Here is a 25046-nt window from a genome sequence, read left to right as displayed (position 1 = left end):
GAGGGGTTCGGGGTGGGGGTGGTGCAGACGGCACCGCCGCGCTCGATCCGGCACCACCCCCACCTCCTGCCTCCTCCCCACAAGGGGGAGGAGAGAGGCGATGCCCGAAGTGACCGAACGGATGACGGATCAGAACAAGGCGAGCTGATCCCCCGCCCGCGGCGGCACGCGGAACAGCGCCGTCGTCTGGCGGACCGGCTCCTCGGGGAAGCCGAGGCGCCGCTTGGCCAGGGCGAAGCGGCGGCGGATCAGGTCGGCGTAGGGGCCCTGGCCGATCATGCGCGTGCCGAAGGCCGCGTCGTAGACCTTGCCGCCGCGGGCTCCGCTCAGCAGGGAGAAGACGTGCGCCTTGCGCCCCGGATAATGCTCCGTGAACCAGTCGCCGACGAGGTCGTCGAGTTCGTGCGGCAGGCGCAGCAGCACGTAGCCGGCCTCCCGCGCCCCCGCGTCCCGGGCGGCCTCCAGGATCGCCTCGATCTCGTGGTCGTTGAGCGAGGGGATGACGGGGGCGGTCAGCACCATCACCGGCACGCCCGCCTCGCTGAGGAGGCGGATCGCCTCCAGGCGCTTGCGCGGATGCGGTGCGCGGGGCTCCATCCGCCGCGCCAGATCCGGATCGAGGGTGGTGACCGAGATCGCCACCTTCACGAGACCCTGCGCCGCCATCTCGGCGAGGCGATCGCGGTCGCGCAGGATGAGGTTCGACTTGGTGACGATGCCGACCGGGTGGCGGAACCGGGCCAGCACCTCCAGCACCGCGCGGGTGACGCCGTGCCCGCGCTCGATCGGCTGGTAGGGATCGGTGGCGGTGCCGAGCGCGATGGTCCGCGGCCGGTAGCCCGGCGCCGACAATTCGCGCTCCAAGAGGACCGCCGCATCGGGCTTGGAAAAAAGCCGCGTCTCGAAATCGAGTCCCGGCGAGAGCCCGACATAGCCGTGGTTCGGCCGGGCGAAGCAGTAGACGCAGCCGTGCTCGCAGCCGCGATAGGGGTTGATCGAGCGGTCGAACGGGATGTCCGGCGAGGCGTTGCGGGTGATGATGTGGCGGGCCCGCTCGGGCGTCACCTCGGTGCGCCGGGCGCGCTCCGCCTCCTCCGGCCAGCCGTCGTCGAACGCCTCGTGCCGGGTCGCCTCGAAGCGCCCGTCCGGGTTGATCGTCGCCCCGCGCCCGCGCCGCGCCTCGGGGGCGACCCGGCCGCCGTCCTGCCGCGGGCTGCCGCGCGGGATGCGATCCCGCTTGCCCTGAAGCGGCGTCCGTCCGTCACCCACGCCGAAGCCCACCGATCCGCGACTGCCTTAACCTCCTCACCTTAAGAACACAACAGGAACATTGGAAGCCGGAATGCACAAGTTTCATGCAAGGTCCGGGCTTTCTCCCGCAATCGGGGCCGTCCGCGGGAACGGCCGCGCGACGAAGGCTTTGCGAGGGCGTAAAATCGGTTATTCGCCGCGCATGATCTCCGGCCTCATCCACGTGGCACGATCCGCCGACCCGGCCGCGATCGAGGGCCTCGCCGACACGCTGAGCGCGCTCGTCGCGGGCGTGGCGGCCGGGCTCGTGGGCGACGCGGTGATCGTGACGGCGGAGGCCTGCTCCGCCCTGGAGACCATGGCCGAGGGCAGCGGCGCGACCCTGGTGGTGCGCCCGCCCGGCGCCAATCCGTGGAGCGCGGGGGCGCGGGCCGCGCGGCGCGAGTGGCTGCTGTGCCTGGAGCCGGGCGACATCCCGGCGGAGGGCTGGATCCGCAGCCTCGACCGGTTCGTCGGCACCGCCCGGCCGGACATGGCGCTCGGCCGGATGCGGCGCGCCCACGCCGCCCTGCCGGCCCGGATCGCGGCGCGGGGGGAGAGCGTCCTCGGCGTGCGCAACCCGCGGCCGGGCGACGTGGTGCGGCGGGAGCGGCTTCTCGCGGGCCTGCCGTTCTCGCCCCGGCTCAAGGTGCGGATGCTGTCGGCCCGGCTCGACCGCGCCTGAGGGCGGCGGGACCGAGGCTCGGACGGGCCGGGATCAGCCGACCCGGAACCACGCGGGCGCGGCGCGCATCACGATCGCCAGCGCCGCGGCGGCGGCGAGCGCCGCCCCCAGCGTCATCTCGGCGGAATGCGCGTATCCGGCCCGGTCGAGGGCCATGGCGGCGGAAGCGATCGTCAGCGCGATGCCGGCGGGAACAAGATGCGAGGCAGAGGCGTTCATACCTTTCGCTCTACACGATCTCGCTTGCGCGGGGATAACCCCGGCGCCGCGGCGCGCCGACAAAATCGCGCGAGGTGGGCGGTTCTTAGACACCCTGCCCCGGAACGCGAAAGGCCGCCCCGTTGCCGGAGCGGCCTTGAAACAAGCGCGAAGGAAGGGCCGCGAAGGCTTACTTGATCTTGGCTTCCTTGAACTCGACGTGCTTGCGCGCGACCGGGTCATACTTCTTCATGACCATCTTCTCGGTCTGCGTGCGGGAGTTCTTCTTCGTGACGTAGAAGTAGCCCGTATCGGCGGTCGAGACGAGGCGGATCTTGACGGTAACGGCCTTGGCCATGGCTGGGCGCTCCTAAAGCGGGTTCGGGGGCGATTCGCTGGTGGCGCGCCAGCGCGGGCGAAACGCAAAAGGCCGGGAAGCCCCGGCCGAATTCCGGCGCGGTCAATGCCCGATGGGGGCCGCTTCGTCAAGCCACGCGCCGTGCCGCGGGCTCACCGCGGCGGGTAGGTGTGGCCGTCGGCCGGGAAGCGGCCGGCCTGCACCTCTTCGGCGTAGGCGCGCACCGCCTCCTCGATATGGGCGCGCAGCGAGCCGTAGCTCTTGACGAATTTCGGCACCCGGTCGCTCAGGCCCAGCATGTCCTCGAGCACGAGGATCTGCCCGTCGCAGGCCGCGGTGGCGCCGATGCCGATGGTCGCCGCGCGGATCGCGGGATCGGTGGCGATGGCCCGCGCCACCGGCTCGACGATGCCCTCCATGACGATGGCGAAGGCGCCCGCGTCGCTGATGGCGCGGGCATCCGCCCGCAGCCGGTCCTCGTCGCCGGCCCCGTGCCCCTGCACCTTGAAGCCGCCCATGGTGTTCACGGATTGCGGGGTGAGGCCGATATGGCCCATCACCGGCACGCCCCGCTCGGTCAGGAAGGCGACCGTCTCGGCGAAGCGGGCGCCGCCTTCGAGCTTGACCGCCCCGGCGCCCGTCTCCTTGAGGACGCGGGCAGCGTTGAGGAAGGCCTGCTCGCGGCTCGCCTCGTAGGAGCCGAACGGCATGTCGACCACGACCAGGGCGCGCGAGGTCCCGCGCATCACCGCCTGGGCCTGGAGGATCATCATCTCCAGGGTCACCGGCAGGGTCGATTCCATCCCGTGCATGACCATGCCGAGGGAATCGCCGACGAGGACGAAATCGCAATAGGCATCGACGATGCCCGCGGTGTGCGCGTGATAGGCGGTCAGCGAGATGATCTTGCGCCCTTCGGCCTTGCGCTTGATCAGATCGACCGCCTGAAGGCGACGGGTGTGAACGACCTGCGACATGGCTCGTGATCCGGACGGCTCGCATTCCCGGTGCGCCCGGCGGACCGGGCGCGGCGTACGGAACGCCTCTATAGGCCCGTTCGCGCCGCCTCGCAGGGGGCCTCTGGGCGGGTTCCGATGGATCTGACGGGAAGTGTTACCCGGAGGGGCCTGCCTTCTCCTGCTGCGGTGGCGCTTCAGCCCCTTCACGCCGCGGCCACCGAAAGCGGTGGCCGGCAACCGACGTTCCATGGACTCCGGTCGTCCCGCCTGCCCGTTTGCCGGGCGTTTCCTCCCTAGACTTCGAACCGCCTCCGGGTTCGCCGTTTTTCCGCCACATCCCGACGGGAGTCAATGGCACAGCCTGGGATCGAGGCACTTGAGATTGCTCGAAATTTAGACTCCGGACCCGGGTGGTCCGAATCGTGGCAGCTTTGTGTCAGAGAGCCTTTTCGAGGAGTTGCTCGATCCATTCCGGCTGGGTCTCGCCGACCGAGCGGGCCACCTCGGTCCTGCCCTTGTAGAGGATGAGCGTGCTCTGCATCTGCGCTCCGAACCGGCGCACGAGGTCGCGCTGAGCGTCGAAATCGATCGTGAAGACAGCGAAATCCTTGAAGCGCGGATCGGCGGACAGCGCCGCCAGGATCGGCTTCTGCGCCCGGCAGATCGGGCACCAGGGCGCCGAGATCTGCACGAGGACCGGCCGCCCCTCTTGCTGCGCCGTCTCGAAGGCCGCCGCGTCGTAGGCCACGGGCTCGGCGGCGTGTCCGACCGCCGGCAGGTTGCCGGCAAACAGCGCGGCGGCGAGGAGGAGGACGATGTGGCGGCGGGTCGTCATCGGTTGATCCTCCTGAGGCAGGCCCCTCGCCTGCCCCTCGCCTGCCCCACGTCAGCGCTGGGCGGCGCGTCCGTTGCCGGATTCGGCCCAGGCCGGATCGGGCTTGGCGACGGCGGTGTCGTGGTTGTCCTGCCAGCCCTCGACCCCGAGGGGGAACCAGTAGACGCGGCTGTAGCCCGCCGCGACCAGCCGCTTGCCGGCGTTCCAGCTGCCCCAGCATTCCGGCCGGCAGAAGGTGACGACGGGTTTGGCCTTGTCGCCGCCGGTCAGCTCGGCGACCCGCCGCAGGAAGGCCTCCTCCTTCTCGGGCGGGAGCGGCGCGCCGCCGGCACCCGGCATCCAGACCGCGTCGGGGATCGACCGGTGCGTCGGCAGCCAGGGCCGGTCGGCGGGCAGCCCCGCCGGCCGGTGGTCGGCGAGCACCACGTCGATGAGGACGGGCTTGTCCGGCAGCAGCGCTTCGAGCCCCTTCAGATCGACCACCGTCGCCCCCTTGAGGGTCGCCGGGGTGTAGCCCCGCGGCGGCCCGGTATAGAGCCCGTCCGGCTCCGGCACGTTGACCGGCGAGTCGGCCGGGCCGGCCGCGCCGAGCAGGAGCCCGAGGGCCGTGAGGGCCGCAGCCCCGGCGATCGCCCGCATCCGCCGCTCCCCCGGCATCAGTTGCTCGCGGAGGGAAGCGGGAAGCTGTGCTCCCAGCGACCGCCCTGGTTGTCGGAGGCGACGACCTTGACCGGCCCCCGGATGTCGGGCCGCAGCGCGAAGTTGATGACCGGGTTCGAGGCGATCGAGATGTCGCCGTCGAGGTGGAACACCAGCGTGTCGCCCGCCGTCACGTCGACCTTCTCGATGTAGCGCGCGGGCGTGTAGTCGCGGGTGACCTGGTTCATCTGCATGCCCGAAAAGTTCGGGTGGCGGATCATCAGCGTCGCCTCGATCGGCTTGCCGGACTGGGCCTCGCCGGCGAACTTCAGGCGCATCTCGCCCATGCCCTTCATCGCCTCCTCGTCGCTCATGCCCATCGGCGCCGAGCAGCCGCCGGAGGCCTTGACGAACTTGGCGGATTCGAGGAGCCGGCCGTCCCTGGTCTCCACCACGGCGTGGACGTTGGTGTAGTTGTTCACCCGCACCCGCATCTTGATCTCGCCCGGATCGGCGGCCGGACCGAAGGTGAAGTGTGCCGCGTAGGGCGAGGGGTTGTCGTCGATGATGAAGTAGAGGCCCTTGACGTTGTCCTTGTCGGCGAGCGTCAGGCCGATCGGCACGAGCGCGGCGTCGAGGGCGCGGACGGGGGCATCGATCTTCACCGCGCTCTCGCTCGCCTCGACCTTCCGGTCGCCCAGGATCGACGTCTTGATCTCGGACCAGCGGGCGGCGCGCTCCTCGTCGGTGTCGGTGGCGCCGGCCATGACCGGGACGGGCGCGAAGGCCGCCGCGGACAGGCTGAGGCCGAGGGCGAACATCAGGCGTTTCATGGTCGGTCTCCTTCCCGGAAGGCCCTGACGTGAGGGCGTCGTCATTCCCACTCGAGTTCCTGGTAGGCCTGGGTGACGTTGCGGCCGTTATAGGTGTCGAACAGGGCCCAGTTGTCCCGCTCGTCCTGCGCCACCGTCCGCACCGCTTTCTCGATCGGCACGCCGGAGGCGACCGCCTCGCGGGTCCCGTCGCGGAGCGCCGAGAGATAACGCGTGAGATCGGCGATCGCCGGCGCGAAGGCGACCCGCGTCGGACCGTGGCCCGGCACCGCGTCGGCGGCTCCCGTCGCCTTCAGCCGCTCGATCGCCTTGAACCAGCCGAGCAGGCTTCCGTCGAGGGAGGGGATGCGGCCGACGAACAGAAGGTCGGCCGGGAACAGGAGCCCGCTGCCGCTGTCGAGCATCGAGAGATCGCAGGTCGTGTGCGCGCTGCCGTGGGCGGTGAGCCGGAGGGTGCGGTCGCCGAGGTCGATCTCCGCCCCGTCCTTAACCTCCATCGTCGGGTAGACGACCTCGCCCGCCTTGTCGGCGCCGAGGATCTCGGCCAGGCGCTGGCGGTAGAAGTCGCCGCGGGCATCGAGGGCGCCGCGCAGGGCGGCGTGGCCGATGAAGGTCGGGTCGTCGCCGCGGAAGGCGGCGGCGCCGAAGACGTGGTCGGGATGCACGTGGGTGAGCATCACGTAGCGGATCGGCTTGTCGGTGCGCCGGGCGATCTCCCGGCGCAGCCACTGTCCGTCGGCGAGGCTGCCGCCGGATTCGGTGACGAGCACGCCGTCACGCCCGACGATGAAGCCGATATTGGCGATGCCGTCGGCGTTCTCCGGGGTCGCCTCCGCGTCGGGTCCGCGCCGGATGAAGACGCCCGGCGCGACCTCCTCCGTCGACAGCGCGTCGACCGCGAAGCCGGGCCGCGGCAGGCAGCACAGGCACAGCCCGCCGAACAGGGCCGCGCGACGGGTGACGGCGGCGCTCAACGCGCGCCCCCGCTCGGATCGAGGCCCTGGCACGACCGTGCCGCCATCTGCCGCTTCCTCCCGGCGAATTTATCGATATCTTGCAAACCATCTAGTAGGTAGATTTTTCGGGCGTCAAGTGCCACCCTCGCGAAACGGCCGGCGCCGTCGCGATGACGTGATCGGCAAGCGGGACGGACCAAAGGCAGACCATGAGAGACACGCGCGCATCGCTCCTCAGCGAGGCCGAGATCCTGGTGCGCGGCCGGGGCTATTCGGGCTTCAGCTACGCCGACCTCGCCGAGGCGGTCGGCATCCGCAAGGCGAGCATCCACCACCATTTCCGCACCAAGGAGGCGCTCGCCCAGGCGCTGATCGAGGCCTACGACGCGCGCTACGACGCGGCGCTCGACGCGATCTCGGGGGCGACCGGCGACGGGGTCGCCCGGATCGAGGCCTATGGCCGGCTCTATCTCGGCGGGGTCGAGCAGGGGCTCGGCTGCCTGTGCGCCGCGCTCGCCGTCGAGCTGGAGACGCTGCCCGAGGCTCTGCGCCGGGCCATCACCGCCTTCTTCGACAAGCACATCGCCTGGCTCGCCGGCGTGATCGAGGAGGGCCGGATCGACGGCAGCGTCCGCGCCGGCCTCGATCCGCAGGCCCATGCCCGGATGATCCTGGCGACCCTGGAGGGGGCGCTTCTGCTGGAGCGCTTCCTCGCCGGGCCGGAGGGGTTCGGGCGGACCCTGGCCGCCCTGAGCGAGGGGCTGCGGCCGGCGGGCAAGTCCTGATCATCTGCGGCGGAAGGAGCGCTCCATGGACAGGACGGACGCCATCAACCGCCTGCGCGACAGCGCCGACGCCGTGCGCAGCATGGGCGCCACGTCGCTCTACCTGTTCGGCTCCACGGCCCGGGGCGAGGCGCGCTCCGACAGCGACCTCGATCTCTTCATCGACGAAGATCCCGGCAGCCGCTTCAACGCCTTCGACCTCGTCGGCATCAAGCTGCTGCTGGAAGACCGGCTCGGAATCGCGATCGACATCACCACCCGCGACGGCCTTCATCCCCGGCTGCGCGACGGCATCGAAGCCTCTGCGCTCCGCGTGTTCTGATGGCCCGGCGCGCCTTCGGGTCCGGCTCGCTTGTCAGCGCCCCGGACTGACGAACGCGGGGGAAGAGGCACCGCGTTCGTCAACCCGACATCACAGAGCCGGCGCGCGGGCCGGCGACCTTCCATCCGCCCCCGATGATACAATATGACAGCCTGACATCCCGTCACCGAACGAGCTGCCCAGGCCCTCCATGTCCGACGCCTCCCCCCTCGCCGCATCGTCCCAGAAGATCCCGGTGACGGTGCTCACCGGCTATCTCGGAGCGGGCAAGACGACGCTGCTCAACCGCATCCTCACCGAACAGCACGGCAAGCGCTACGCCGTGATCGTCAACGAGTTCGGCGAGATCGGCATCGACAACGACCTCGTGGTCGGCGCCGACGAGGAAGTGTTCGAGATGAACAACGGCTGCGTCTGCTGCACCGTGCGCGGCGACCTGATCCGCATCATGGACGGGCTGGTGAAGCGCCGCGGCAAGTTCGACGCGATCATCGTCGAGACCACCGGGCTCGCCGACCCCGCCCCCGTCGCCCAGACCTTCTTCGTCGATCAGGATGTCGGCGAGGCCGCCCGGCTCGACGCGGTGGTGACGGTGGCCGACGCCAAGTGGCTCACCGACCGGCTCGCCGACGCGCCCGAGGCCAAGAACCAGATCGCCTTCGCCGACGTGATCCTGCTCAACAAGGCCGACCTCGTCTCGGGGGAGGACCTCGACCGGGTCGAGGGCCAGATCCGCGCGATCAACCCCTACGCCAAGGTCCACCGCACCGAGCGCTGCGCGATCCCGCTCGATCAGGTGCTCGACCGCAACGCCTTCGACCTCTCGCGCATCCTCGACGTGGAGCCCGACTTCCTGGAGGAGGGTCACCACCATCACCACGACGAGCAGATGCAGTCGGTCTCGGCCCGGATCGACGGCCCGGTCGATCCGGAAAAGTTCATGCCCTGGATCTCGAACCTGACCCAGGTTCAGGGGCCGGACATCCTGCGCTGCAAGGGCATCGTCGCCTTTCCCGACGAGCCCAAGCGCTTCGTCTTCCAGGGCGTGCACATGATCCTCGACGGCGACGTCCAGGGGGAGTGGGGCGCCGACGAGCCGCGCGTCTCCCGCGTCGTATTCATCGGCCGCAACCTCGACCCGGATGCGATCCGCGAGGGTTTTTACGCCTGCAAGGTGTGAGGCGGCGCCCCGGGAAACGCGCACCAGAAAAAAAGCCGCCCCTGCGGGGCGGCCCTCTCATGACCGATCGCCGGCGCGCCGACGTTCGGGACGATGCTCAGCAGCGGTTGCCGCCCGCGGTCTGGCCGTACTGCTTGACCGGGAAGTTCTGCTGGTTGGCGTTGCCTTCCGCGGCCGAGTTCATCGGGCAGGACGCGTGGAACGGGCTGTCATGGACGCCGAGGGGCGCAGTCCAGCCGGACGCCAGCGGCACCGGGCGTGCGTCGATGGCGCTGTAGGCCAGGGCGGACGTGACGGGGGCGGCACCGAGCACGAGGGCGGCCACAGCAGCGGCAAGACGGTTCTTCACACGTTTCTCCGATTTTCCGTTCATGAAAGTCCGGCCTCGCGGACTTGCTTCAGACTTGCTTCGTCTTCGATGAACTGAATATAGGAACGCATGTCCCGCAGCGACGTGCCGGGGCGCACGGGATAGACGGGATTAAATCTGCGGCCGGTCTTTCGGTTCTTTGCTGACGTCGATCGAGCCGTCCCGGCGGATGGTCGGGACAGCGCATCGGAGGGCGCGGGAACCGGAACCATGACGCGCCACATCGGACGCACCGTCCGGACCGATGCGACAAATGCGCCGCGTGCCGGCCGTCGGAATGGAAATGGCGAGCCGTATCCGGCTCTCGCTCGACCGATGTCAGGTCTATCCTCCGGTCGATTCCGCATCCTGACGTGAACAGAGTCCGCTCCGGCCCCCGGGTTGTTGGTTAAACCGCAACCTTTCGGTGGTTCGATCGGGCCGGTTGAAGGCTCCGCAATCCCGCCGGAGGCCGCGTCGAGCGGCTCGGGCGGGTGGCGTGCGCGGCGCCCCGCGAGAGTTCGAGTTCGCCGATGTCTTCCACGACAGCCGCGCTGACGGGCGCGACGGCCGCCGCGTCGGGCTCGCCGTGGGCCGCGGGCGCCTGGGGCCGCGTCCCCGTCCTCCGCGCGGTCCAGGGGCTAGCGACCGGGCTGCACGCGGCCTTCATCTTCTTCGCCTGCTTCGCCTTCTCGGACGCCTCGCCCTACGACCTCGTGGCGATCCCGACGATCGTGCTGTGGCTGGCCCTCGGCATCCGCCTCCACAGGGGCGCGATGCCCCTCGTGATCCTGCTTCTCGCCTATCTCGCGGCCATCGGGGTGGCGCTGCTGCCCTACCTCAACGAGCCGCTGTCGGTGACGTGGACGGTGCAGCTCGCCTACCTCACGGTGACCTGCATCTTCTTCGCGATGCTCTACGCCGACGACACGCGCTCGCGCATCGAGGTCGCGCTCAAGGCCTATACGGCGAGCTGCGTGCTCTCGGCCGCCCTCGGCGTCGTCGGCTACCTGCAGATCCTCGGCATCGAGGACCTGTTCTACAAGTACGGCCGGGCCTCGGGCACCTTCCAGGACCCGAACGTGTTCGGCTCCTTCCTGACCCTCGGCGCGCTCTACCTGATCCACGGACTTCTCTCCGGCTCGACCCGCTGGCCGCTCCTGTCCCTGGCCAGCCTCGTCGTGGTGATGGCCGGCATCTTCCTGTCCTTCTCCCGCGGATCCTGGGGCGGCACGGTGGTGGCGGTCGCCGTGATGGTCGGGGCGCTCTACGTGACGAGTCGCTCGCGGGCCCTGCGGCGGCGGATCGTGACGCTCGGCCTCGTCACGGTCGGCTTCGGCGCGGTCGCCCTCGCGGGACTGCTCTCGATCGACAGCGTCGCCCAGACCTTCCACACCCGCGCCGCGGTCACGCAGGATTACGACGAGGGCGAGACCGGCCGCTTCGGCAACCAGATCCGCGGCATGGGCATGCTCCTGGAGGAGCCGCTCGGCCTCGGCCCCCTGCGCTGGCGCCAGATCTTCGCCCTGGAGCCGCACAATTCCTACATCGGCAGCTTCGCCAACGGCGGCTGGCTCGCGGGCGCCGTCTTCATCGCCCTCGTGGCGGCGACCTCCTTCGTCGGCTTCCGATTGATGGTGCGGCCCTCGCCCTACCGTGCCTACGCGCAGATCGTGTTCCCGGCCCTGCTGATGTTCTTCCTCCAGGCGATGCAGATCGACGTGGAGAAGTGGCGCCACGTCTACATGATGCTCGGGATGGTCTGGGCATTGGAGGCAGCCCGATTGCGCGCGGCGTCCCCGTCCGTGCCCCTCCCCCTCCCGCGGCGCATCGCGCACCATGCCGGTGCTGCGTCGCGGGCGGGGACGGGCGGCGCGCGCGGGGCTATGCTCGGCGGCGGAAACGAGGCTCTGGAACCGAAGGTGCGGCCGTGACCACGGGATCGGCGAGCGAGGCCGAGCGCCTCGCGGCCCTGCACGCGCTGCGCATCCTGGACAGCGATCCGGAGGCGCAGTTCGATGCCGTGTGCCGGACGGCGCAACGCCTGTTCGGCGTCGCGACGGCCTACATCTCCCTGGTCGATGCCGAGCGGCAGTGGCTGAAGGCCTGCACCGGCGCCATGCCGACGCAGACGCCCCGCGCCGGCTCCTTCTGCGACCGGACGATCGAGCGGGATGCGCTGCTCGTCGTGCCCGACGCCCGCCGCGACCCGCGCTTTTCCGGGCTCGGGATCGTCACCGGCCCGCCCCACATCGTGTTCTACGCCGGCGCCCCGCTGATCCTGCGGCCGGGCGTGCGGCTCGGCTCCCTCTGCCTCGTCGATCCGCGGCCGCGGGACTTCAGCCCGGAGGACGAAGCGGCCCTGCGCGACCTCGCCGAGGTCGTGACGGCGCAGATGCGGCTGCGGCGTGACAACCTCGCCTTCGCCAGCGAGCGGGCGCTGCGCCAGATCCACGAGAGCACCATCCGCGCCCAGGGCGCGGAGATCGAGCGGCGGGCGAGCGCCAACTCCCTCCTCACCATGGCCGAGCAGATCGCCCAGGTCGGCCATTGGCGCATCGACTTCGTCAGCGGCCACCCGATCTACTCCGAGAGCCTGCTGCGCATCGCCGGCCTCGACCCGGCACCGCCGACGGGCCGGCATCCCGGCCTCGCCCAACTGTGCCATCCCGCCGATCGCGGGCGCGTCGAGGCCATCCTCGCCGCGGCGATCGCGAGCTGCCACGAGTTCGAGTTCGAGACGCGGTTCGCGCGCCCCGACGGAACCGTCCGCGACGTGATGGTGCGGGGCACCTGCAAGACCGACGAGGCCGGCCGGACGACCGGGCTGTACGGCATCCTCATGGACGTGACCGACCGGCTGCGGATCCAGGCGGAGATGCGCCGCAGCGAGATGCGCTACCGCAGCCTCGCGGACGCCCTGCCGCTGCTCGTCTGGACCATCGACCCAGACAGCGGCGAATCGACCTACGGGAACGCCCGGTTCGAGGACTATTACGGGCCGATCGGCGCCGCGCGGGAGCAGCGGCTGGCCCGCAACCACCCGGACGACGCCGAGGCGATGGAGGCGGCGTGGCAGGCGGTCCAGGCGAGCGGCCGGGGCTACGACGGCCAGTGGCGGCTGCGGGCGCGGGACGGCTCCTATCGCTGGCACAAGCTGTCGGTCACCCCGATCCGCAGCGCGGCCGATCCGGCCAAGGTGGTCGAGTGGATCGGCACCGCCCTCGACATCGACGAGATCGTCTCGGCGCGGCTGGCCGTGGAGGACACGAGCCGCCTGCTCGGCATCGCTCTGGAAGGCGCGGAGGCCGGGACCTTCGACTGGAACCTGCGCACCGGCATCACGGTGCTGTCGCCGGAGAGCGTGCGCCTCTACGGCCTGCCCGAGACCGGCGAGCCGCGGGCGCTCTCGCCGACGGAGTGGACCGCGACCATCCATCCCGACGACGTCGTCGAGGCCTGGAACCGGATCCATCACGCCGTCGATAGCCAGACCCGCTTCACGGCGGAGTACCGGGTGAACGGGCGCTGGCTCTACACCTCCGGCCGCACCCTCTACGACGGCGACGGCCGGCCCTACCGGATGCTCGGGCTGCATCTCGACATCACTGAGCGCAAGGCGGCCGAGGCGGCCCTGCGCGCCGCCACCGCGGAGGCCCGCGCCGCCACGGTGGAGGCCGAGCGGGCGAGCGCGGCCAAGAGCGAGTTCCTCGCGGCCATGAGCCACGAGATCCGCACGCCGCTCAACGGCATCCTCGGCTATGCCGACCTGCTCCTCGACCGGCCCGGCCGCGACCCGGAGGATCGGCGCCGCCTGGAACTGATCCGCGTCTCGGGCGAGGCCCTGCTCACCGTCGTCAACGACGTCCTCGACGTCTCGAAGATCGAGGCCGGCCGGCTCGAACTCGACCCGATCCCGTTCGACCTCGGCAAGATGATCGAGGACACCGTCGCGATCACGCGCGGCGGCGCCCTCAAGAGCGCCCTCACCGTCGAGGCGCGGATCGACCCGGACCTGCCCACGAGCGTCGTCGGCGACGCGAACCGGCTGCGGCAGGTGCTGTTCAACCTGCTCAACAACGCGGTGAAGTTCACCCCCGCCGGCTCCGTCACGCTCACCGTCCGCTACGAGGGGTCCATTCCCGGCGCCGACGGCGGCACCGCCGAAGCCCTGCGCTTCGAGATCCGCGATACCGGGATCGGCATCGCGCCCTCGCAGCGGCACCGGCTGTTCAAGCCCTTCAGCCAAGTCGACGGCTCGATCAGCCGGCGCTTCGGCGGATCGGGCCTGGGCCTCGCGATCTGCCACCGCCTCGTCACCATGATGGGGGGCGAGATCGGGGTCGAGAGCGTGGAGGGCGCCGGCTCGACCTTCTGGTTCACCCTGGCCCTGCCGCGCGCCGCCGCCCCGCTCGCCGCCGAGGCGGCGGAGGGCACCCGTCGCCCGGACGCGGCGGAGGGCGCCCGCCTGCTGCTCGTGGAGGATGTCCCGATCAACCAGACGCTGGCCCGCGCCGTGCTGGAGGCGGAGGGCTACCGCGTCGATGTGGCGGGCGACGGCGCCGCGGCGATCGCGGCGGTCGAGGCCGCCTACGGCGCGGAGGACGGCGCCGACCCCTACGCCGTCGTGCTGATGGACGTGCAGATGCCGGGGATGGACGGCCTCACCGCCACCCGCCGGATCCGCGCCATGCCGGGCCCCGCCGCCCGTCTGCCGGTGGTGGCGATGACCGCCAACGTCCTCGACGGACAGGTGCAGGAGCTCATCGCGGCGGGCATGGACGACCATGTCGGCAAACCGTTCAAGCGCGCCCAGCTCGGCGCCGTGATCGAGCGCTGGCGGGCCGTCGGCGCGGAGCGCGCGCGCGGGGGGGCGGCCCCCGTGCAGATGCCGCGGCAGGAGGAGCGACAGGATGAGCGGCAGGAGGAGCGACGGGACGACCGGAGCCGCGCCTTCCGCCCCGAGCCGGTCGTCCGGGCCGATGCGCGCACGTCCGGGCCGGTGCTCGACCGCGCGGCCTTCGCCGCCGTGCAGGACGCGATGGGGCGCGAACGCGTGCTGTCGCTCCTCTCCCTGCTCGAACTGGATCTCGAACTCCGTTTCCTCCCGGAGGGCGCCGTACCGGAGCGGACCGCCTTCGACCGGGAGCAGCTCGCCTACGACGCCCACGCCATGGTCGCCGCGGCCGGCGCCCTCGGCTTCGTCGCCCTGTCCGATCTGTGCCGCGAGATCGAGGCGGCCTGCCGGGAGGGCGGCGACCTTCCTGCCCTGATCCGCCGCCTCGTGACGCTGCGGACGGACACGCTCGGGACGATCCGGGCGCTGCGGGCGGCGTGAGATGGCAGCGAGGCACTTCCGCGTCTTGAGATCGCCGTCTGCCCGCGCCACCTGACAGCGGTCCCGCTTCCCCGCCGAAGCCCGCCGCCAGAGCCCGCCTTGCCGCCCCTCTTCGACTACGCCGCGCAAGCGGGTTCCGCGATCAAGGCCTTCGCGGAAGCCTCCAGCGACCTGCTGATCCAGCCGACGCTGAGGCTCGGCGTCACCGGGCTCGCCCGCTCGGGCAAGACGGTGTTCACCACCGCCCTGATCCACCATCTCGTCGAGGGCCATGCGCTCCCCGCCTTCGAACCGGCGCAAGCCGGGCGCCTGCGCCGCGCGCGGCTCGTGCCCCAGCCCGACGACGACGTGCCGCGCTTCCCCTTCGAGGAGAACTTTTCGGCGCTCACCGAGGCGCGGCGCTGGCCGGGCTCGACCGACCGGATCAGCCAGTTCCGCCTCGCCATCGAGTACGAGCGCGCGGGCGGCTGGCGCTCGGGCCCGGCGACGCTGATGCTCGACGTCGTGGACTATCCCGGCGAGTGGCTGCTCGATCTGGCGCTCGTCGATCAGAGCTACGCGGCGTGGTCGCGCGCCACCATCGCCGGCACCCGCCGGACGGGCCGGGCCGAGATCGCCGCGCCCTGGCTCGCGCTGATGCGGGAGCTCGACCCGGCCGCGCCCCTCGACGAGGTGGTGGCCGAGCGTGCCGCCAACGCCTTCAAGACCTATCTCGCCGCGCTCCGCGCCGGCGCGGAATCGGTGGCCACCACGCCGCCGGGGCGCTTCCTGATGCCGGGCGACCTCGCCGGCTCGCCGATGCTGACCTTCGCCCCCCTCGACCGCCTGGAGGAAAGCCAAGTTCCCGGCAGCCTCGGCGCGCTGATGGAGCGGCGGTTCGAGGCCTACAAGAGCAAGGTGGTGGAGCCGTTCTTCCGCGAGCATTTCCAGCGAGTCGACCGGCAGATCGTGCTGGTGGACGTCCTCTCGGCGGTCGATTCCGGCCCGGCGGCGCTGGCCGAGCTGGAGGAGGCGCTCGACGCGGTGCTGCTCGCCTTCCGGATCGGGCGCAACAGCCTGCTCTCGCGCTTCTTCGCGCCGCGGGCGGACCGGATCATGTTCGCGGCGACCAAGGCCGACCATCTCCACCAGTCGAGCCACGACCGGCTCGACGCGCTGCTGCGCCTGCTCGTCTCCCGCGCCATGCGCCGGACCGAGGCCGCGGGGGCGCGGGTCGGCACCGTGGCGCTCGCCTCCGTGCGCGCCACCCGCGAGACCACGGTGCATGACGGCGGCGCGGTGTTGCGCGCGGTCTCCGGCACGCCGGAGGCGGGCGAGCATGTCGGCGACGAGGTCTTCGACGGGCTCTCGGAGGCCGCGGTCTTCCCCGGCGAGTTGCCGGCCGACCCGCAGGCGGTGCTCGACGGCGCGGTCCCGCCGGGCTCGTTCCGCTTCCCGCGCTTCCGCCCGCCCCCGGTCAAGCCCGACGCGCTCGGCCGGCCGGGCCACCTGCCGCAGATCCGGCTCGACCGGGCCATGCAGTTCCTGATCGGGGATCGGCTGACGTGACCAACCCGCAGCGCCCGCGCGCCTTCCGCATCCCCGCCGCCGATGGGCCCCCGCCGGAGGCCGCGACCGCGGAGGCTCCCCTCCCGCCGCGGCCGGACGTGCGCTTCGTCGACGAGCCCTACGAGATCGTGGACGCCGCCGACGGCGTCGCCGTGCCGGTGGCGCCCAAGCGCCGGGCGCCGTGGCTGTCGATCCTGCTCAGCGCGCTCGGCGGCCTCGTCACCATCGCCGTCGGGCTCTCGGTCGAGCGGCTGATCACGGACCTGTTCGCCACCGCGCCCTGGCTCGGCTGGGTCGCGCTGGCGCTGCTCGCTCTCGCCGCGATCGCGCTCACGGCGATCGTCGCCCGCGAGGCGCTGGGGGTCTGGCGCGAGCGCAAGATCGAGGCGCTGCGCGAGCGCGCCCTCGCGGCGCTCTCGACCCGCGACCACACGGGGGCGCAGGGCGTGGTGCGGGAGCTGCGCGGCTTCTACGCCGACCGGCCGGCGCTGGCGGCCGGCCTCCGCCGGCTCGACGCGGTGGGCGACGCGATCCTCGACGTGGACGACCGGCTGGCTCTCGCCGAGGGCGAGCTGCTGGCGCCCCTCGACCGCCAGGCCAAGGCGGCCATCGCCCAGGCCGCGAGCCAGGTCTCGGCCGTCACCGCGCTCAGCCCGCGGGCGATCGTCGACGTCGCCTTCGTGGTGTTCTCCGCCGCCCGGCTGCTGCGCCGGATCGCGGCGATCTACGGCGGGCGGCCCGGCCTGCTCGGTTTCCTGAGGCTCGCCCGGGCGGCGCTCGCCCACCTCACCGTCACCGGCGGCATGGCGGTGGGCGAGGGCATGCTGCACCAGGTGCTCGGCCTCGGACTCGCCGCCCGCGTCTCGGCCAAGCTGGGCGAGGGCGTGCTCAACGGCCTGATGACCGCCCGCTTCGGCCTCGCGGCGCTCGCCGTCTGCCGTCCCCTGCCCTTCGTCCGGGCCACGCCACCGACCGTCAACGACGTGGCCGGCCAGCTCTTTCGGGGCGGCGAGGACAAGGAGTAGCGGGATCCCAAAGGGATCATCCCTTTGGCGGGGTTCGGGGCGGTGCCCCGAAAAAAGAAGCTCCCGGGCCGTTCGGCCCGGGAGCTTCTTTTCCTTGCGGCTCGTGCGCGGCGATCAGCAGTCGTCGCCGCCCTTCTTGTCGCCGAGCTTCTGGTCGTGGCCGGCGGCGTTCATCGCGCCGACCGTGCCCGGGGCCGCCGGCTGGTCGCCGCCGGCGGTGTTCTTGGCCGAGGACGTCTGGTCCGAACCCGGCTTGTTGCCGACGCCCTGGCCGGCGCCGACGTTGTTCATCGCGCCCACGGTGCCCGGCGAGGCCGGCTGCTGGCCGCCCGCGAGGTTCTTCGAACCCGCATCGGCGCCGCTGCCGGTGCTGCTGTTCGCGGCGGTGGAATCGCCCGGCGCCTTGGCGTTGGTGCTGCCCGTGTTGCAGGGCGCAGCGAGCGCGGAGCCGGCGATGAAGGCGAAAGCGGTGGCGGTGGCGATGGTCTTCGTGAGCGTCACGTTTGCGTCCCTCCGAATTTGTCCAGCCGGTTTTGCCGACCGGTCTGCCCGAGGAAAGCAATTAAGGAAAATTAAGTTCCCGATTTATCCTGCATCAAAGAATCTTTTTGAGACTGCATTTCCTCACATTCGATAGGAACCGATCCAAGCCCCTGATGTAAAATACACTATTCTGTCAGCCCCGCCGGTCGGACGGTCCCGCCGGCTCAGAGGGGCGCGAGGAAGCCCGCCAGCCGCATCAGGCCCTCCGGCCAGGGCCCATGGCCGCTCGCGACGTTGATGTGGCCGGCCTCGCCCGCATCCACCAGCGCCGAGCCCCAGGCATAGGCGTAGTCCTCCGCCCGATCGTAGGTGCAGTGCGGGTCGGTGCGGCTCGCCACCAGCAGCGAGGGAAAGGGCAGCGGATCGCGCGGCACCGGCGCGAAGGCGCGCACGCTCGCGGGCAGGTCGGCGCCCGCCTCGATGTCGGGGAAGGCGACCAGCAGGGCGCCGCGCACCACGCCCTCGGGAAAGCGCGGCGCGGCCTCCACCGCCGCGACGACGCCGAGGCTGTGGGCGATGAGGATCACCGGCCGGGTCGCGGCCTCGACGGCCTCCACGACGCGGTTGCGCCACGCGTCAGGGTCGGGCCGGTGCCAGTCGTCCTGCGCGACGATCCGCGCGGTCCTGAGCCGCGCCGCCCAGCGCGCCTGCCAGTGCCCCTCCTCGGAGCCGGCATAGCCCGGCAGGATCAGGATGTCGCAATCGGCGGTCTTCATGAGCAGTCTTCTCGGACGGGCGGCGTCCCGACGCAACCGGCGACGGGCCATCCGGCAGGGCCATCGCTCGAAGTTGCTTTGCAGCTTCGCGGCGCGAAGAGCGCCGCGCGGAGCGGGCTTTTCGGGGCGTGCGCCCCGGAAAGCTTCGAGCGGAGCGAAAGCCTAAGCCCGCGGAGGCGGGCGCCGGCGACTGAGGCCAGCAAAAAACCAGGGTCATCGCTTTCAAGCGATGGCCCTGGGCCGCCCGGCTCCGCCGGCACCGTCAGGTGAGCCAGTCGGGCAGGCGGTCGAGGCGGATCAGGTCGTCGTAGCTCGGGCGCGGACGCACGACCGCGGAACGGTCGCCGGCCACCAGCACCTCCGGCACGAGGCGGCGGCTGTTGTAGGTGCCGGCCTGGACCGCCCCGTAGGCGCCCGCGCTCATCACCGCGATCAGGTCGCCGGGGGCCACCGCCGGCATCTCGCGGCCCAGCGCGAGGTAGTCGCCGCTCTCGCAGACCGGGCCAACCACGTCCGCCGTCAGCCGGGGCATGTCGGGGGCGGGCTCGCGCACCGGCCGCAGGGCGTGGAAGGCGTCGTAGAGCGTCGGGCGGATCAGGTCGTTCATCGCCCCGTCGACGATGACGAAGGTTTTTTCCGCAGTCGGCTTCACGTAGATCACGCGGGTGACGAGGATGCCGGCATTGCCCGCGATCATCCGCCCGATCTCGAAGACCGGCCGCAGGCCCAGCGGCCGGAAATGCGGGCGCAGGATCGCGGCGAGCGCCGCCGGATCGGGCGGGGGGGCGTTGTCGTCGCGGTAGGGGATGCCGAGGCCACCGCCGAAATCGACGTGGTGCAGCCGGTGCCCGTCGGCGAGCAGGTCGCGGGCGAGCGCGCAGAGCAGGCGCGCGGCGTTGTCGAACGGGGTGAGGTCGGTGATCTGGCTGCCGATATGCGCGTCGACGCCGACGATCTCGAGACCCGGCAGGCGCGCGGCCCCGGCATAGACCTCGCGGGCGCGGGAGATCGGGATGCCGAACTTGTTGTCGGACTTGCCCGTCGAGATCTTGGCATGCGTCAGCGCGTCGACGTCCGGGTTCACGCGGATCGAGACCGGCGCCCTGCGTCCCCGCGCGGCGGCGACCTCGGACAGGGCGGCGAGTTCGGGCTCGCTCTCGACGTTGAAGCAGAGGATGTCCGCGTCGAGGGCGGCCGCCATCTCCTCGCGGGTCTTGCCGACGCCGGAGAAGACGATGCGGTGGCCCGGCACGCCCGCGGCGAGCGCCCGGCGCAATTCGCCCTCGGAGACGATGTCCATGCCCGCGCCCTGGCGGGCGAGGGTGGCGAGCACCGCCTGGTTCGAATTCGCCTTCATGGCGAAGCAGACCAGCGCGTCGTCGCCGGAAAACGCCTCGGCGAAGACGCGATAGTGCCGCTCCAGGGTAGCGGTGCTGTAGCAGTAGAACGGCGTGCCGACCGCCTCGGCGAGCGCCGTCAGATCGACGTCCTCGGCGTGGAGACGCCCGTCCCGGTAATGGAAGTGGTGCATGTCAGGAGAATCCGCCGCAGAACCCGCCGCCGCGCCGCAAGAGGCTCGGCACGCCCGAATGCCCCCAGGCGCGGTGCGCTGTCTACCTCGAACCCGGTGCTAGAGGAGCGGGTCGAGGATGAACGGCTCCTTGGGAACCCGGTAGCCGCGCTTGGATCCGCGGGAGGTCGTGACCGGAACGCCGTCGCCGCCCGCGGGGATCGCCGCGGCACTCAGCTCGTCGCCGGCCTGCACGGCCTCGGGATCGGGGGCCGCGCCGCGATCGCCCACGGAGACCGTGCTGGCCGGCAGGCTCCGCGCCGAGGCCGGGGCGCCGGGGCGCGGGCTCGGAGCGGTCTCCGACACGGCGGCCCCCGGCGGTTCCAGGCTGCCGCGCCGGCCGCAGGCCGTGCAGGCCAGGACGAGGCCGAGCGCGATCAGGATCGAGAGGCGGGCGGAACGGGCGGGCATCGGGATTTCCGGCGGGATTTCCGGCAGGGCGGCGGCGTGAGCTTAGCCGTTGGAGCCTCGTCCCGAAAGGTGGCCGCGGGCGCTTCGGACAACGCGATGCGGGCACGAGCGGCGAAGACCCGGCGCGAGCCCGGCTCCGCCGAGCCCCGACGCCCCCGCGCGAACGAAGCTCAGCTCTTCTTGTTGCCGCGGGCCCCGTCCTTCGGCGGCGTGTAGGCGTCGATCGCCCGGCGGCAGTTCTCGGACAGCTTCGCCCAGTTGGTCTTGAAGCACTGGTCGGTCGCCGGATCGTCCGGATCGAGGTTGCCGCAATAGCTGAGGTAATCGCCGGTGCAGTACTTCTTAAGCGTCTCGTTGCCGCGCTTCGACTGCTGCGCCTGGGCCGGAGCGGCCAGCAGGGCAGCCGCGCCTGCGAGGGCGAGAACCAGGGGCGTCAGCTTCAGGGCCATGATGTTCGCTCGATCGCGGTTCGTGGAAAGAGATTCGTGGGAGGAGTTCCGGGCGCGATGATGCCCCCGCATGTCCGTAGCAAGGCGGGTTCGGGGCAAACGCAAGATGGTTCGGTGCTTACGGACTCGTGCGGGGCATCGCAAGGGAGGGCGGCACGATAGGCCGCGGGGGCGCTCCGCTCGGTGCGTTTCAGCTCTCGGCGAGCGCAGGCGAGGTAACTGGGGCGGTGGCTGAGGCGGCGGCGGGGAAGCCCCCGGCCTGGGGCAGCCGGTCGCGGCGGGCCAGGGCGTCGGCCACCTCGCTGATGCGGCGGCGCAGCTCGGCGGTGTCCTCGCTCCCCCGCGCGGCCAGGGCGTCCTGAGCGGCGGCTCGGGCCGCCGCCAGCTCCGCGCGCAGCGTCTCGATCTCGGCCTCGATCGCGGCGCCGGGGCGTGCGGCGGCGTCCGCATCCCCTTCGTTCGCCGACGGCGCGGTGCCCGCCTGCGCCCGGCGCGTGGCCTTGAGGTCGTCGAGGAGGGTGCGGTGGGCCTCCTCCAGGGCGTGCAGGGTGGCGAGCCCCGTCTCGCCCTCGGCGCGGGCCGCGGCGAGATCCCGGTCGAGCCCGGCGATGCGTTCGAGGGCGCGGGCCACCTCGGCCTCGCTGAGGATCCGGGCGGCGACCGCCGCCTCGGCCTCCATGGTGCGGGCGCCGATGGCGGCCATGTCGGCGTGGCGACGGGCGGCGACGGCCTCGGCCTTGCGCTCAAGCCGGCGCTGCGCCACGGCGAATTCCGCCCGCAGGTGGTCGCGCTCGGCCACGACCTCGGACACGCTGACCGGCAGGGTCGCCTCGATCCGCCGCCGGGCGAGGCGGGCGGCACGGGCGTTCACGGTCGGCAGGATCGTCAGGGCGCACAGGCTCGCCAGGAGGAAGCCGAGCCCGAAGATCATCACGGTCTCGATCACGAAGGGGCCCTCACGCCGCCTCGGCCGACAGGTCCGGCCGCTGCGTCTTTTGCCCGCCTTGCCCGCGCGGAGGCAAGCGCCGTCGCGTCGCGCGCTCCGGGATCGGGGGCAGAGCGGGTCCGGATCAGAACGGGTTCCAGGTCGGGCGGCCGGTGAACTTCAGGTAGCCAACATTGATGCCGAGCCGGGCGCCGACACCGGAGCGGATCGGCACCACGATGATGCCGCCGTCGGTCACCGCGGTCATGCCGAAGCCGCCGATGAAGTAGGCCGAGCCGTCGACGCCGCCGAAGCGGCGGTAGAGGTCGCGCACGGCGGGGAGGTTGTAGACGAGCATCATCGTGCGCGCCCCGTCGCCGCCGACATCGAAGCCGAGCGTCGGCCCCTGCCAGTAGATCCGGCGCTGCCCGGCATTGCGGGTGTAGAGCGTGCCCTCGCCGAAGCGCAGGCCGCCGACGATGGCGCCGGACGCCTCCTGGCCGAGGATGTAGCCGTTGGGCTCGCCCCAGCGGCGGGTCGCCTCCTCGACGGTGAGCGCGAGGCCGCGCGAGACGCTGCCGAAGAAGCGGTGCCCGTTCTCGACCACCTCGGAGGCGCGGAACGAGTCCGGGCGCACGCCGTCGTCCTGGTAGGCCAGGGCAGGGGCGGCGCCGGCCAGAAGTCCGCCGGCGAGCCCGCAAGTGAGCCCGCGAGAGAGCCCGGCGGAGAAGCCGAGCAGGGCGGCGCGGCGGGTCGTGCCCCCGGTGCGGATGGGATCGTGCGGCATGTCGGTCTCCCTACCGGCTCCCTCGTCGCCCGCCGCGTCCCGCGCCCGTCCCAGCCGGGGCGCGGGGGCTCCCGTCACCGGAAGCCGTCGGATCGAGGCACGCAGGGAGCGCGCAGTCTCGCGACCGATCAAGTCAAGATTGGGTTAACGGGCGGTTAAGCGCCGGGGGCCGCGTCCGGCGGGGTCGCCTCGCCCGACCGGCGCCGATCGAAATAGGACACGGCGCTCTGTTGCGGCAGGTCGAGGGCGTCGCGGTAGGCCGCCGACGCGAGCGCCGCGAAGGGGCCGTTGCGGTAGAAGCGGGAGTGGTGGCCGTAGGTGATCGTCTCCCCGCCGGGGCCGACGACGCGCCCGCCGGCCATGGTCAGCACATGGTCGCCGGCCGCGGTGTCCCACTCCATGGTGGGGACGCAGCGCACGTAGATGTCCGCCTCGCCCGCCGCGATCAGGCAGAACTTGAGGGCCGAGGAGGCGACCCGCCGCTCGCCGATATGCATCCGCTCCAGGCAGGCATCGGTGTCGCTGTCGCCGTGCAGGCGGCTGACGAGGGCGACGAGACCATCCGTGGGGGCCGTGCGCACGCTCACCGCCCGGAACGCGCCCGGCCGCCCCTCGCGGATCGGCGCCTCGCGGGCGGTGGTGCCCGCCGCCCAGACCCGGCCGAGGCCCGGCGCCGCGAGCGCGGCGGCGATCGGGCGGTCCCCCTGAACGAGGCCGATATTGACGCAGTACTGCTCGTTGCCGGCCAGGAAGTCGCGGGTTCCGTCGAGGGGATCGACGAGGAAGAACAGGGGCGCGGGCCCCGCGGTGCACGAGGTCTCCTCGGCGATCACCGGGATGCCGGGAAAGGCCCGCGCCAGCGCCGAGACGATGAGTTCCTCGGAGCGGGTGTCGGCGAGGCTGGCGGGCGAGCCGTCCGGCTTGATGACGTGTGGGCAATCGCCGCCGTGATAGCCCCGCAGGATGCGCCCGGCCTCGCAGGCGATCCCGGCGAGCTGTTCCGCGATGGCGTCGCGCATCGCGGTGGGAACGGGAGCGGTCAGGGACGCCGACGGGGCGGCCGGGATGGGGGCGGGGGCGGTCATCGCATCGTCATCAATGAAGGAACGGGGGTTGTCGATCCGAAGCCCGAGCAAATTCGGTGCGCAAGCCTGCGTGATCCGGTCCCCATGCGCGCCGGTTGCGGCGAATTCGGGACATCTGTGCCGCAGCATGTCGGCCTTGACCAAGTCTTTACCAAGAATTGGGATCGAGGAGCGGCCTGCGGGCGATCCGTCGTCCCGTCGCGAAACCGACGCGGTCCGGCGGATCGAGGTCCGCGGCTTTCCAAAGCGGCCGGCGGTGACTATTCGCTTGGCCCGATCCGGTGCCCGCCGCGTCCGAGGGGGCGGGCCGCCTCACCGAACGACGACCCCTCGCGACACCATTGTCGACAGCCGGAAACGGAGCGCGCCATGAGCGGTAGTATGAGCGGTAGTACCACGAGCCTCACCCTCGACGCCCTCGACCTCTCGGCCCTGTTGTGCTCGCGCGTGTGCCACGACGTGATCAGCCCGATCGGCGCGATCGTGAACGGCCTCGAAGTGCTGGAGGACGACGACGATCCCTCCATGCGCGAATTCGCCCTCGAACTGATCCGCAAGAGCGCGCGCACCGCCTCGGCCCGGGTGCAGTTCGCCCGCATCGCCTTCGGCGCGGCGGGTTCGGCCGGCGCCTCGATCGACCTGGCCGATGCCGAGAAGGTCTCGCGGGCGATGTTCGCCGACGAGAAGACGCAGATCGCCTGGAGCGCCCCCCAGGCGCTGTTCCCGAAGAACAAGGTCAAGCTCCTGCTCAACCTCGTGGTGATCGCGTCGAGCGCGATTCCCCGCGGCGGCCTGATCGACGTGGCCGTGACCGGCGACGGCGACAGCCCGCGCCTCGTCCTGCGCGCCAAGGGCAGCCACGCGCGCATCCCGCCCCATGTCGAGGCGCTGATCGCCGGCACGCCCGAGGGCGGCACCGTCGACGCCCACGGCATCCTGCCCTTCTATGCCGGCCTCGTCGCCCGCGCGGCGGCGATGGACGTGCGGTTCGCGATTCAAGGCGACGAGGTGACCGTCACCGCCACGCCCACGGAGGCGGCGGTGGGCCTGCCCGGCGCGCCCGCCCCCAGCGTCGAGGACGAGCGTCCCTCCGACAGCGCCCCGCCGGACACGCAGCTCGCCTGATCCGTCATCCAGTCGATCGCTGCGGTCGGGGCATGGCTTGTCCCCTCCCCCTTGTGGGGAGGGGTTCGGGGTGGGGGTGGTGCAGAAGGCACCGCACCGCCTCATCCTGAACCACCCCCACCTCCTGCCTCCTCC

Annotated in this window: 26 protein-coding genes; 9 read left to right on the top strand and 17 right to left on the bottom strand. The window is 71.8% G+C overall.

The genetic code is table 11. The features are described from left to right. Nucleotides 1-129: 129 nt before the first annotated feature. Nucleotides 130-1281, bottom strand: a complete 1152-nt coding sequence (locus ABS772_RS24910; RefSeq protein WP_350397377.1) for a PA0069 family radical SAM protein — start codon at nucleotides 1279-1281, stop codon at nucleotides 130-132. A 172-nt stretch (nucleotides 1282-1453) separates the two neighbouring features. Between ABS772_RS24910 and ABS772_RS24905 the strand changes: the two genes are divergently transcribed. Next, entirely contained in the window at nucleotides 1454-1975 is a 522-nt protein-coding gene (locus tag ABS772_RS24905) for a hypothetical protein (RefSeq protein ID WP_350397375.1), read from the top strand. 33 nt (nucleotides 1976-2008) lie between these two features. Here the strand turns inward: ABS772_RS24905 and ABS772_RS24900 are convergent, their stop codons facing one another. From ABS772_RS24900 to ABS772_RS24870, 7 genes are all read right to left on the bottom strand, one after another. Continuing rightward, nucleotides 2009-2194 carry a hypothetical protein gene (locus ABS772_RS24900; RefSeq protein ID WP_350397374.1) on the bottom strand — a complete coding sequence of 62 codons (186 nt, stop codon included), beginning with the start codon at nucleotides 2192-2194 and terminating at the stop codon, nucleotides 2009-2011. A 169-nt stretch (nucleotides 2195-2363) separates the two neighbouring features. Next, nucleotides 2364-2531 (bottom strand): 50S ribosomal protein L33, encoded by a 168-nt coding sequence (gene rpmG, locus ABS772_RS24895; protein ID WP_003602581.1) that lies wholly within the window; start codon nucleotides 2529-2531, stop codon nucleotides 2364-2366. A 152-nt stretch (nucleotides 2532-2683) separates the two neighbouring features. Then, nucleotides 2684-3508 carry a 3-methyl-2-oxobutanoate hydroxymethyltransferase gene (gene panB / locus ABS772_RS24890; RefSeq protein ID WP_238257377.1) on the bottom strand — a complete coding sequence of 275 codons (825 nt, stop codon included), beginning with the start codon at nucleotides 3506-3508 and terminating at the stop codon, nucleotides 2684-2686. Between the two features lie 418 nt (nucleotides 3509-3926). Continuing rightward, the gene (locus ABS772_RS24885; RefSeq protein WP_350397372.1) at nucleotides 3927-4325 is read right to left on the bottom strand and encodes a thioredoxin family protein; all 399 of its coding nucleotides are present in this window, start codon (nucleotides 4323-4325) and stop codon (nucleotides 3927-3929) included. 51 nt (nucleotides 4326-4376) lie between these two features. Further along, the gene (locus ABS772_RS24880; RefSeq protein WP_350397378.1) at nucleotides 4377-4964 is read right to left on the bottom strand and encodes a rhodanese-like domain-containing protein; all 588 of its coding nucleotides are present in this window, start codon (nucleotides 4962-4964) and stop codon (nucleotides 4377-4379) included. A gap of 17 nt (nucleotides 4965-4981) precedes the next feature. After that, the gene (locus ABS772_RS24875; RefSeq protein ID WP_350397370.1) at nucleotides 4982-5797 is read right to left on the bottom strand and encodes a quinoprotein dehydrogenase-associated SoxYZ-like carrier; all 816 of its coding nucleotides are present in this window, start codon (nucleotides 5795-5797) and stop codon (nucleotides 4982-4984) included. 41 nt (nucleotides 5798-5838) lie between these two features. Continuing rightward, complete coding sequence (locus ABS772_RS24870; protein WP_350397368.1) at nucleotides 5839-6771, bottom strand: quinoprotein relay system zinc metallohydrolase 2; 933 nt, start codon at nucleotides 6769-6771, stop codon at nucleotides 5839-5841. Nucleotides 6772-6962: 191 nt separating this feature from the next. On the opposite strand from ABS772_RS24870, the gene ABS772_RS24865 reads away from it, so the two are divergent. The 3 genes from ABS772_RS24865 to ABS772_RS24855 all read left to right on the top strand — a co-directional run bounded on the left by ABS772_RS24865 (nucleotide 6963) and on the right by ABS772_RS24855 (nucleotide 9040). Continuing rightward, the gene (locus ABS772_RS24865) at nucleotides 6963-7538 is read left to right on the top strand and encodes a TetR/AcrR family transcriptional regulator (RefSeq protein ID WP_350397366.1); all 576 of its coding nucleotides are present in this window, start codon (nucleotides 6963-6965) and stop codon (nucleotides 7536-7538) included. A 25-nt stretch (nucleotides 7539-7563) separates the two neighbouring features. Next, entirely contained in the window at nucleotides 7564-7860 is a 297-nt protein-coding gene (locus tag ABS772_RS24860; RefSeq protein ID WP_350397364.1) for a nucleotidyltransferase family protein, read from the top strand. Nucleotides 7861-8050: 190 nt separating this feature from the next. Further along, on the top strand, nucleotides 8051-9040 hold the full coding sequence (locus tag ABS772_RS24855) for a CobW family GTP-binding protein (RefSeq protein WP_238257371.1): 990 nt from the start codon (nucleotides 8051-8053) through the stop codon (nucleotides 9038-9040). A gap of 97 nt (nucleotides 9041-9137) precedes the next feature. Here ABS772_RS24855 and ABS772_RS24850 read toward each other — a convergent pair whose 3' ends face one another. Further along, nucleotides 9138-9389, bottom strand: a complete 252-nt coding sequence (locus tag ABS772_RS24850; protein ID WP_350397361.1) for a hypothetical protein — start codon at nucleotides 9387-9389, stop codon at nucleotides 9138-9140. 533 nt (nucleotides 9390-9922) lie between these two features. On the opposite strand from ABS772_RS24850, the gene ABS772_RS24845 reads away from it, so the two are divergent. From ABS772_RS24845 to ABS772_RS24830, 4 genes are all read left to right on the top strand, one after another. Further along, complete coding sequence (locus tag ABS772_RS24845) at nucleotides 9923-11323, top strand: O-antigen ligase family protein (RefSeq protein ID WP_350397359.1); 1401 nt, start codon at nucleotides 9923-9925, stop codon at nucleotides 11321-11323. Next, the gene (locus ABS772_RS24840) at nucleotides 11320-14727 is read left to right on the top strand and encodes a PAS domain-containing protein (RefSeq protein WP_350397357.1); all 3408 of its coding nucleotides are present in this window, start codon (nucleotides 11320-11322) and stop codon (nucleotides 14725-14727) included. The genes ABS772_RS24845 and ABS772_RS24840 overlap by 4 nt, the downstream gene beginning before the upstream one ends. A 99-nt stretch (nucleotides 14728-14826) precedes the next feature. Continuing rightward, nucleotides 14827-16275, top strand: coding sequence for a YcjX family GTP-binding protein (locus ABS772_RS24835; RefSeq protein ID WP_350397355.1), 1449 nt, complete (start codon nucleotides 14827-14829; stop codon nucleotides 16273-16275). Beyond that, nucleotides 16272-17300 carry a YcjF family protein gene (locus ABS772_RS24830; protein ID WP_350397353.1) on the top strand — a complete coding sequence of 343 codons (1029 nt, stop codon included), beginning with the start codon at nucleotides 16272-16274 and terminating at the stop codon, nucleotides 17298-17300. The genes ABS772_RS24835 and ABS772_RS24830 overlap by 4 nt, the downstream gene beginning before the upstream one ends. Nucleotides 17301-17414: 114 nt before the next feature. Here the strand turns inward: ABS772_RS24830 and ABS772_RS24825 are convergent, their stop codons facing one another. The 8 genes from ABS772_RS24825 to ABS772_RS24790 form a co-directional block, all read right to left on the bottom strand. Then, on the bottom strand, nucleotides 17415-17801 hold the full coding sequence (locus tag ABS772_RS24825) for an exopolysaccharide production protein YjbE (protein WP_238256392.1): 387 nt from the start codon (nucleotides 17799-17801) through the stop codon (nucleotides 17415-17417). A gap of 206 nt (nucleotides 17802-18007) precedes the next feature. Next, the gene (locus tag ABS772_RS24820; RefSeq protein WP_350397351.1) at nucleotides 18008-18559 is read right to left on the bottom strand and encodes an RBBP9/YdeN family alpha/beta hydrolase; all 552 of its coding nucleotides are present in this window, start codon (nucleotides 18557-18559) and stop codon (nucleotides 18008-18010) included. A 262-nt stretch (nucleotides 18560-18821) separates the two neighbouring features. Continuing rightward, nucleotides 18822-20090: a diaminopimelate decarboxylase gene (gene lysA / locus ABS772_RS24815; RefSeq protein WP_350397349.1), complete on the bottom strand. Its 1269-nt coding sequence runs from the start codon at nucleotides 20088-20090 to the stop codon at nucleotides 18822-18824. A gap of 99 nt (nucleotides 20091-20189) precedes the next feature. Then, nucleotides 20190-20540, bottom strand: coding sequence for a hypothetical protein (locus tag ABS772_RS24810; RefSeq protein ID WP_350397347.1), 351 nt, complete (start codon nucleotides 20538-20540; stop codon nucleotides 20190-20192). A gap of 170 nt (nucleotides 20541-20710) precedes the next feature. Beyond that, on the bottom strand, nucleotides 20711-20989 hold the full coding sequence (locus tag ABS772_RS24805) for a 3',5'-cyclic-nucleotide phosphodiesterase (protein WP_238256396.1): 279 nt from the start codon (nucleotides 20987-20989) through the stop codon (nucleotides 20711-20713). Nucleotides 20990-21179: 190 nt separating this feature from the next. Then, nucleotides 21180-21920, bottom strand: a complete 741-nt coding sequence (locus tag ABS772_RS24800; RefSeq protein WP_238256398.1) for a hypothetical protein — start codon at nucleotides 21918-21920, stop codon at nucleotides 21180-21182. Between the two features lie 139 nt (nucleotides 21921-22059). Next, complete coding sequence (locus ABS772_RS24795; protein WP_350397345.1) at nucleotides 22060-22701, bottom strand: DUF1134 domain-containing protein; 642 nt, start codon at nucleotides 22699-22701, stop codon at nucleotides 22060-22062. 155 nt (nucleotides 22702-22856) lie between these two features. Further along, entirely contained in the window at nucleotides 22857-23786 is a 930-nt protein-coding gene (locus ABS772_RS24790) for a 3'(2'),5'-bisphosphate nucleotidase CysQ family protein (protein ID WP_350397343.1), read from the bottom strand. Between the two features lie 381 nt (nucleotides 23787-24167). Here ABS772_RS24790 and chpT point away from each other — a divergent pair, with 381 nt between their 5' ends. After that, nucleotides 24168-24911 carry a histidine phosphotransferase ChpT gene (gene chpT / locus ABS772_RS24785; RefSeq protein ID WP_238258460.1) on the top strand — a complete coding sequence of 248 codons (744 nt, stop codon included), beginning with the start codon at nucleotides 24168-24170 and terminating at the stop codon, nucleotides 24909-24911. The last annotated feature ends 135 nt before the right edge of the window (nucleotides 24912-25046 follow it).

Origin of the sequence: Methylorubrum podarium (genome assembly GCF_040270385.1) — a bacterium.
Lineage (GTDB): Bacteria > Pseudomonadota > Alphaproteobacteria > Rhizobiales > Beijerinckiaceae > Methylobacterium > Methylobacterium podarium.
This window is presented reverse-complemented; position numbering and strand designations above follow the sequence as displayed.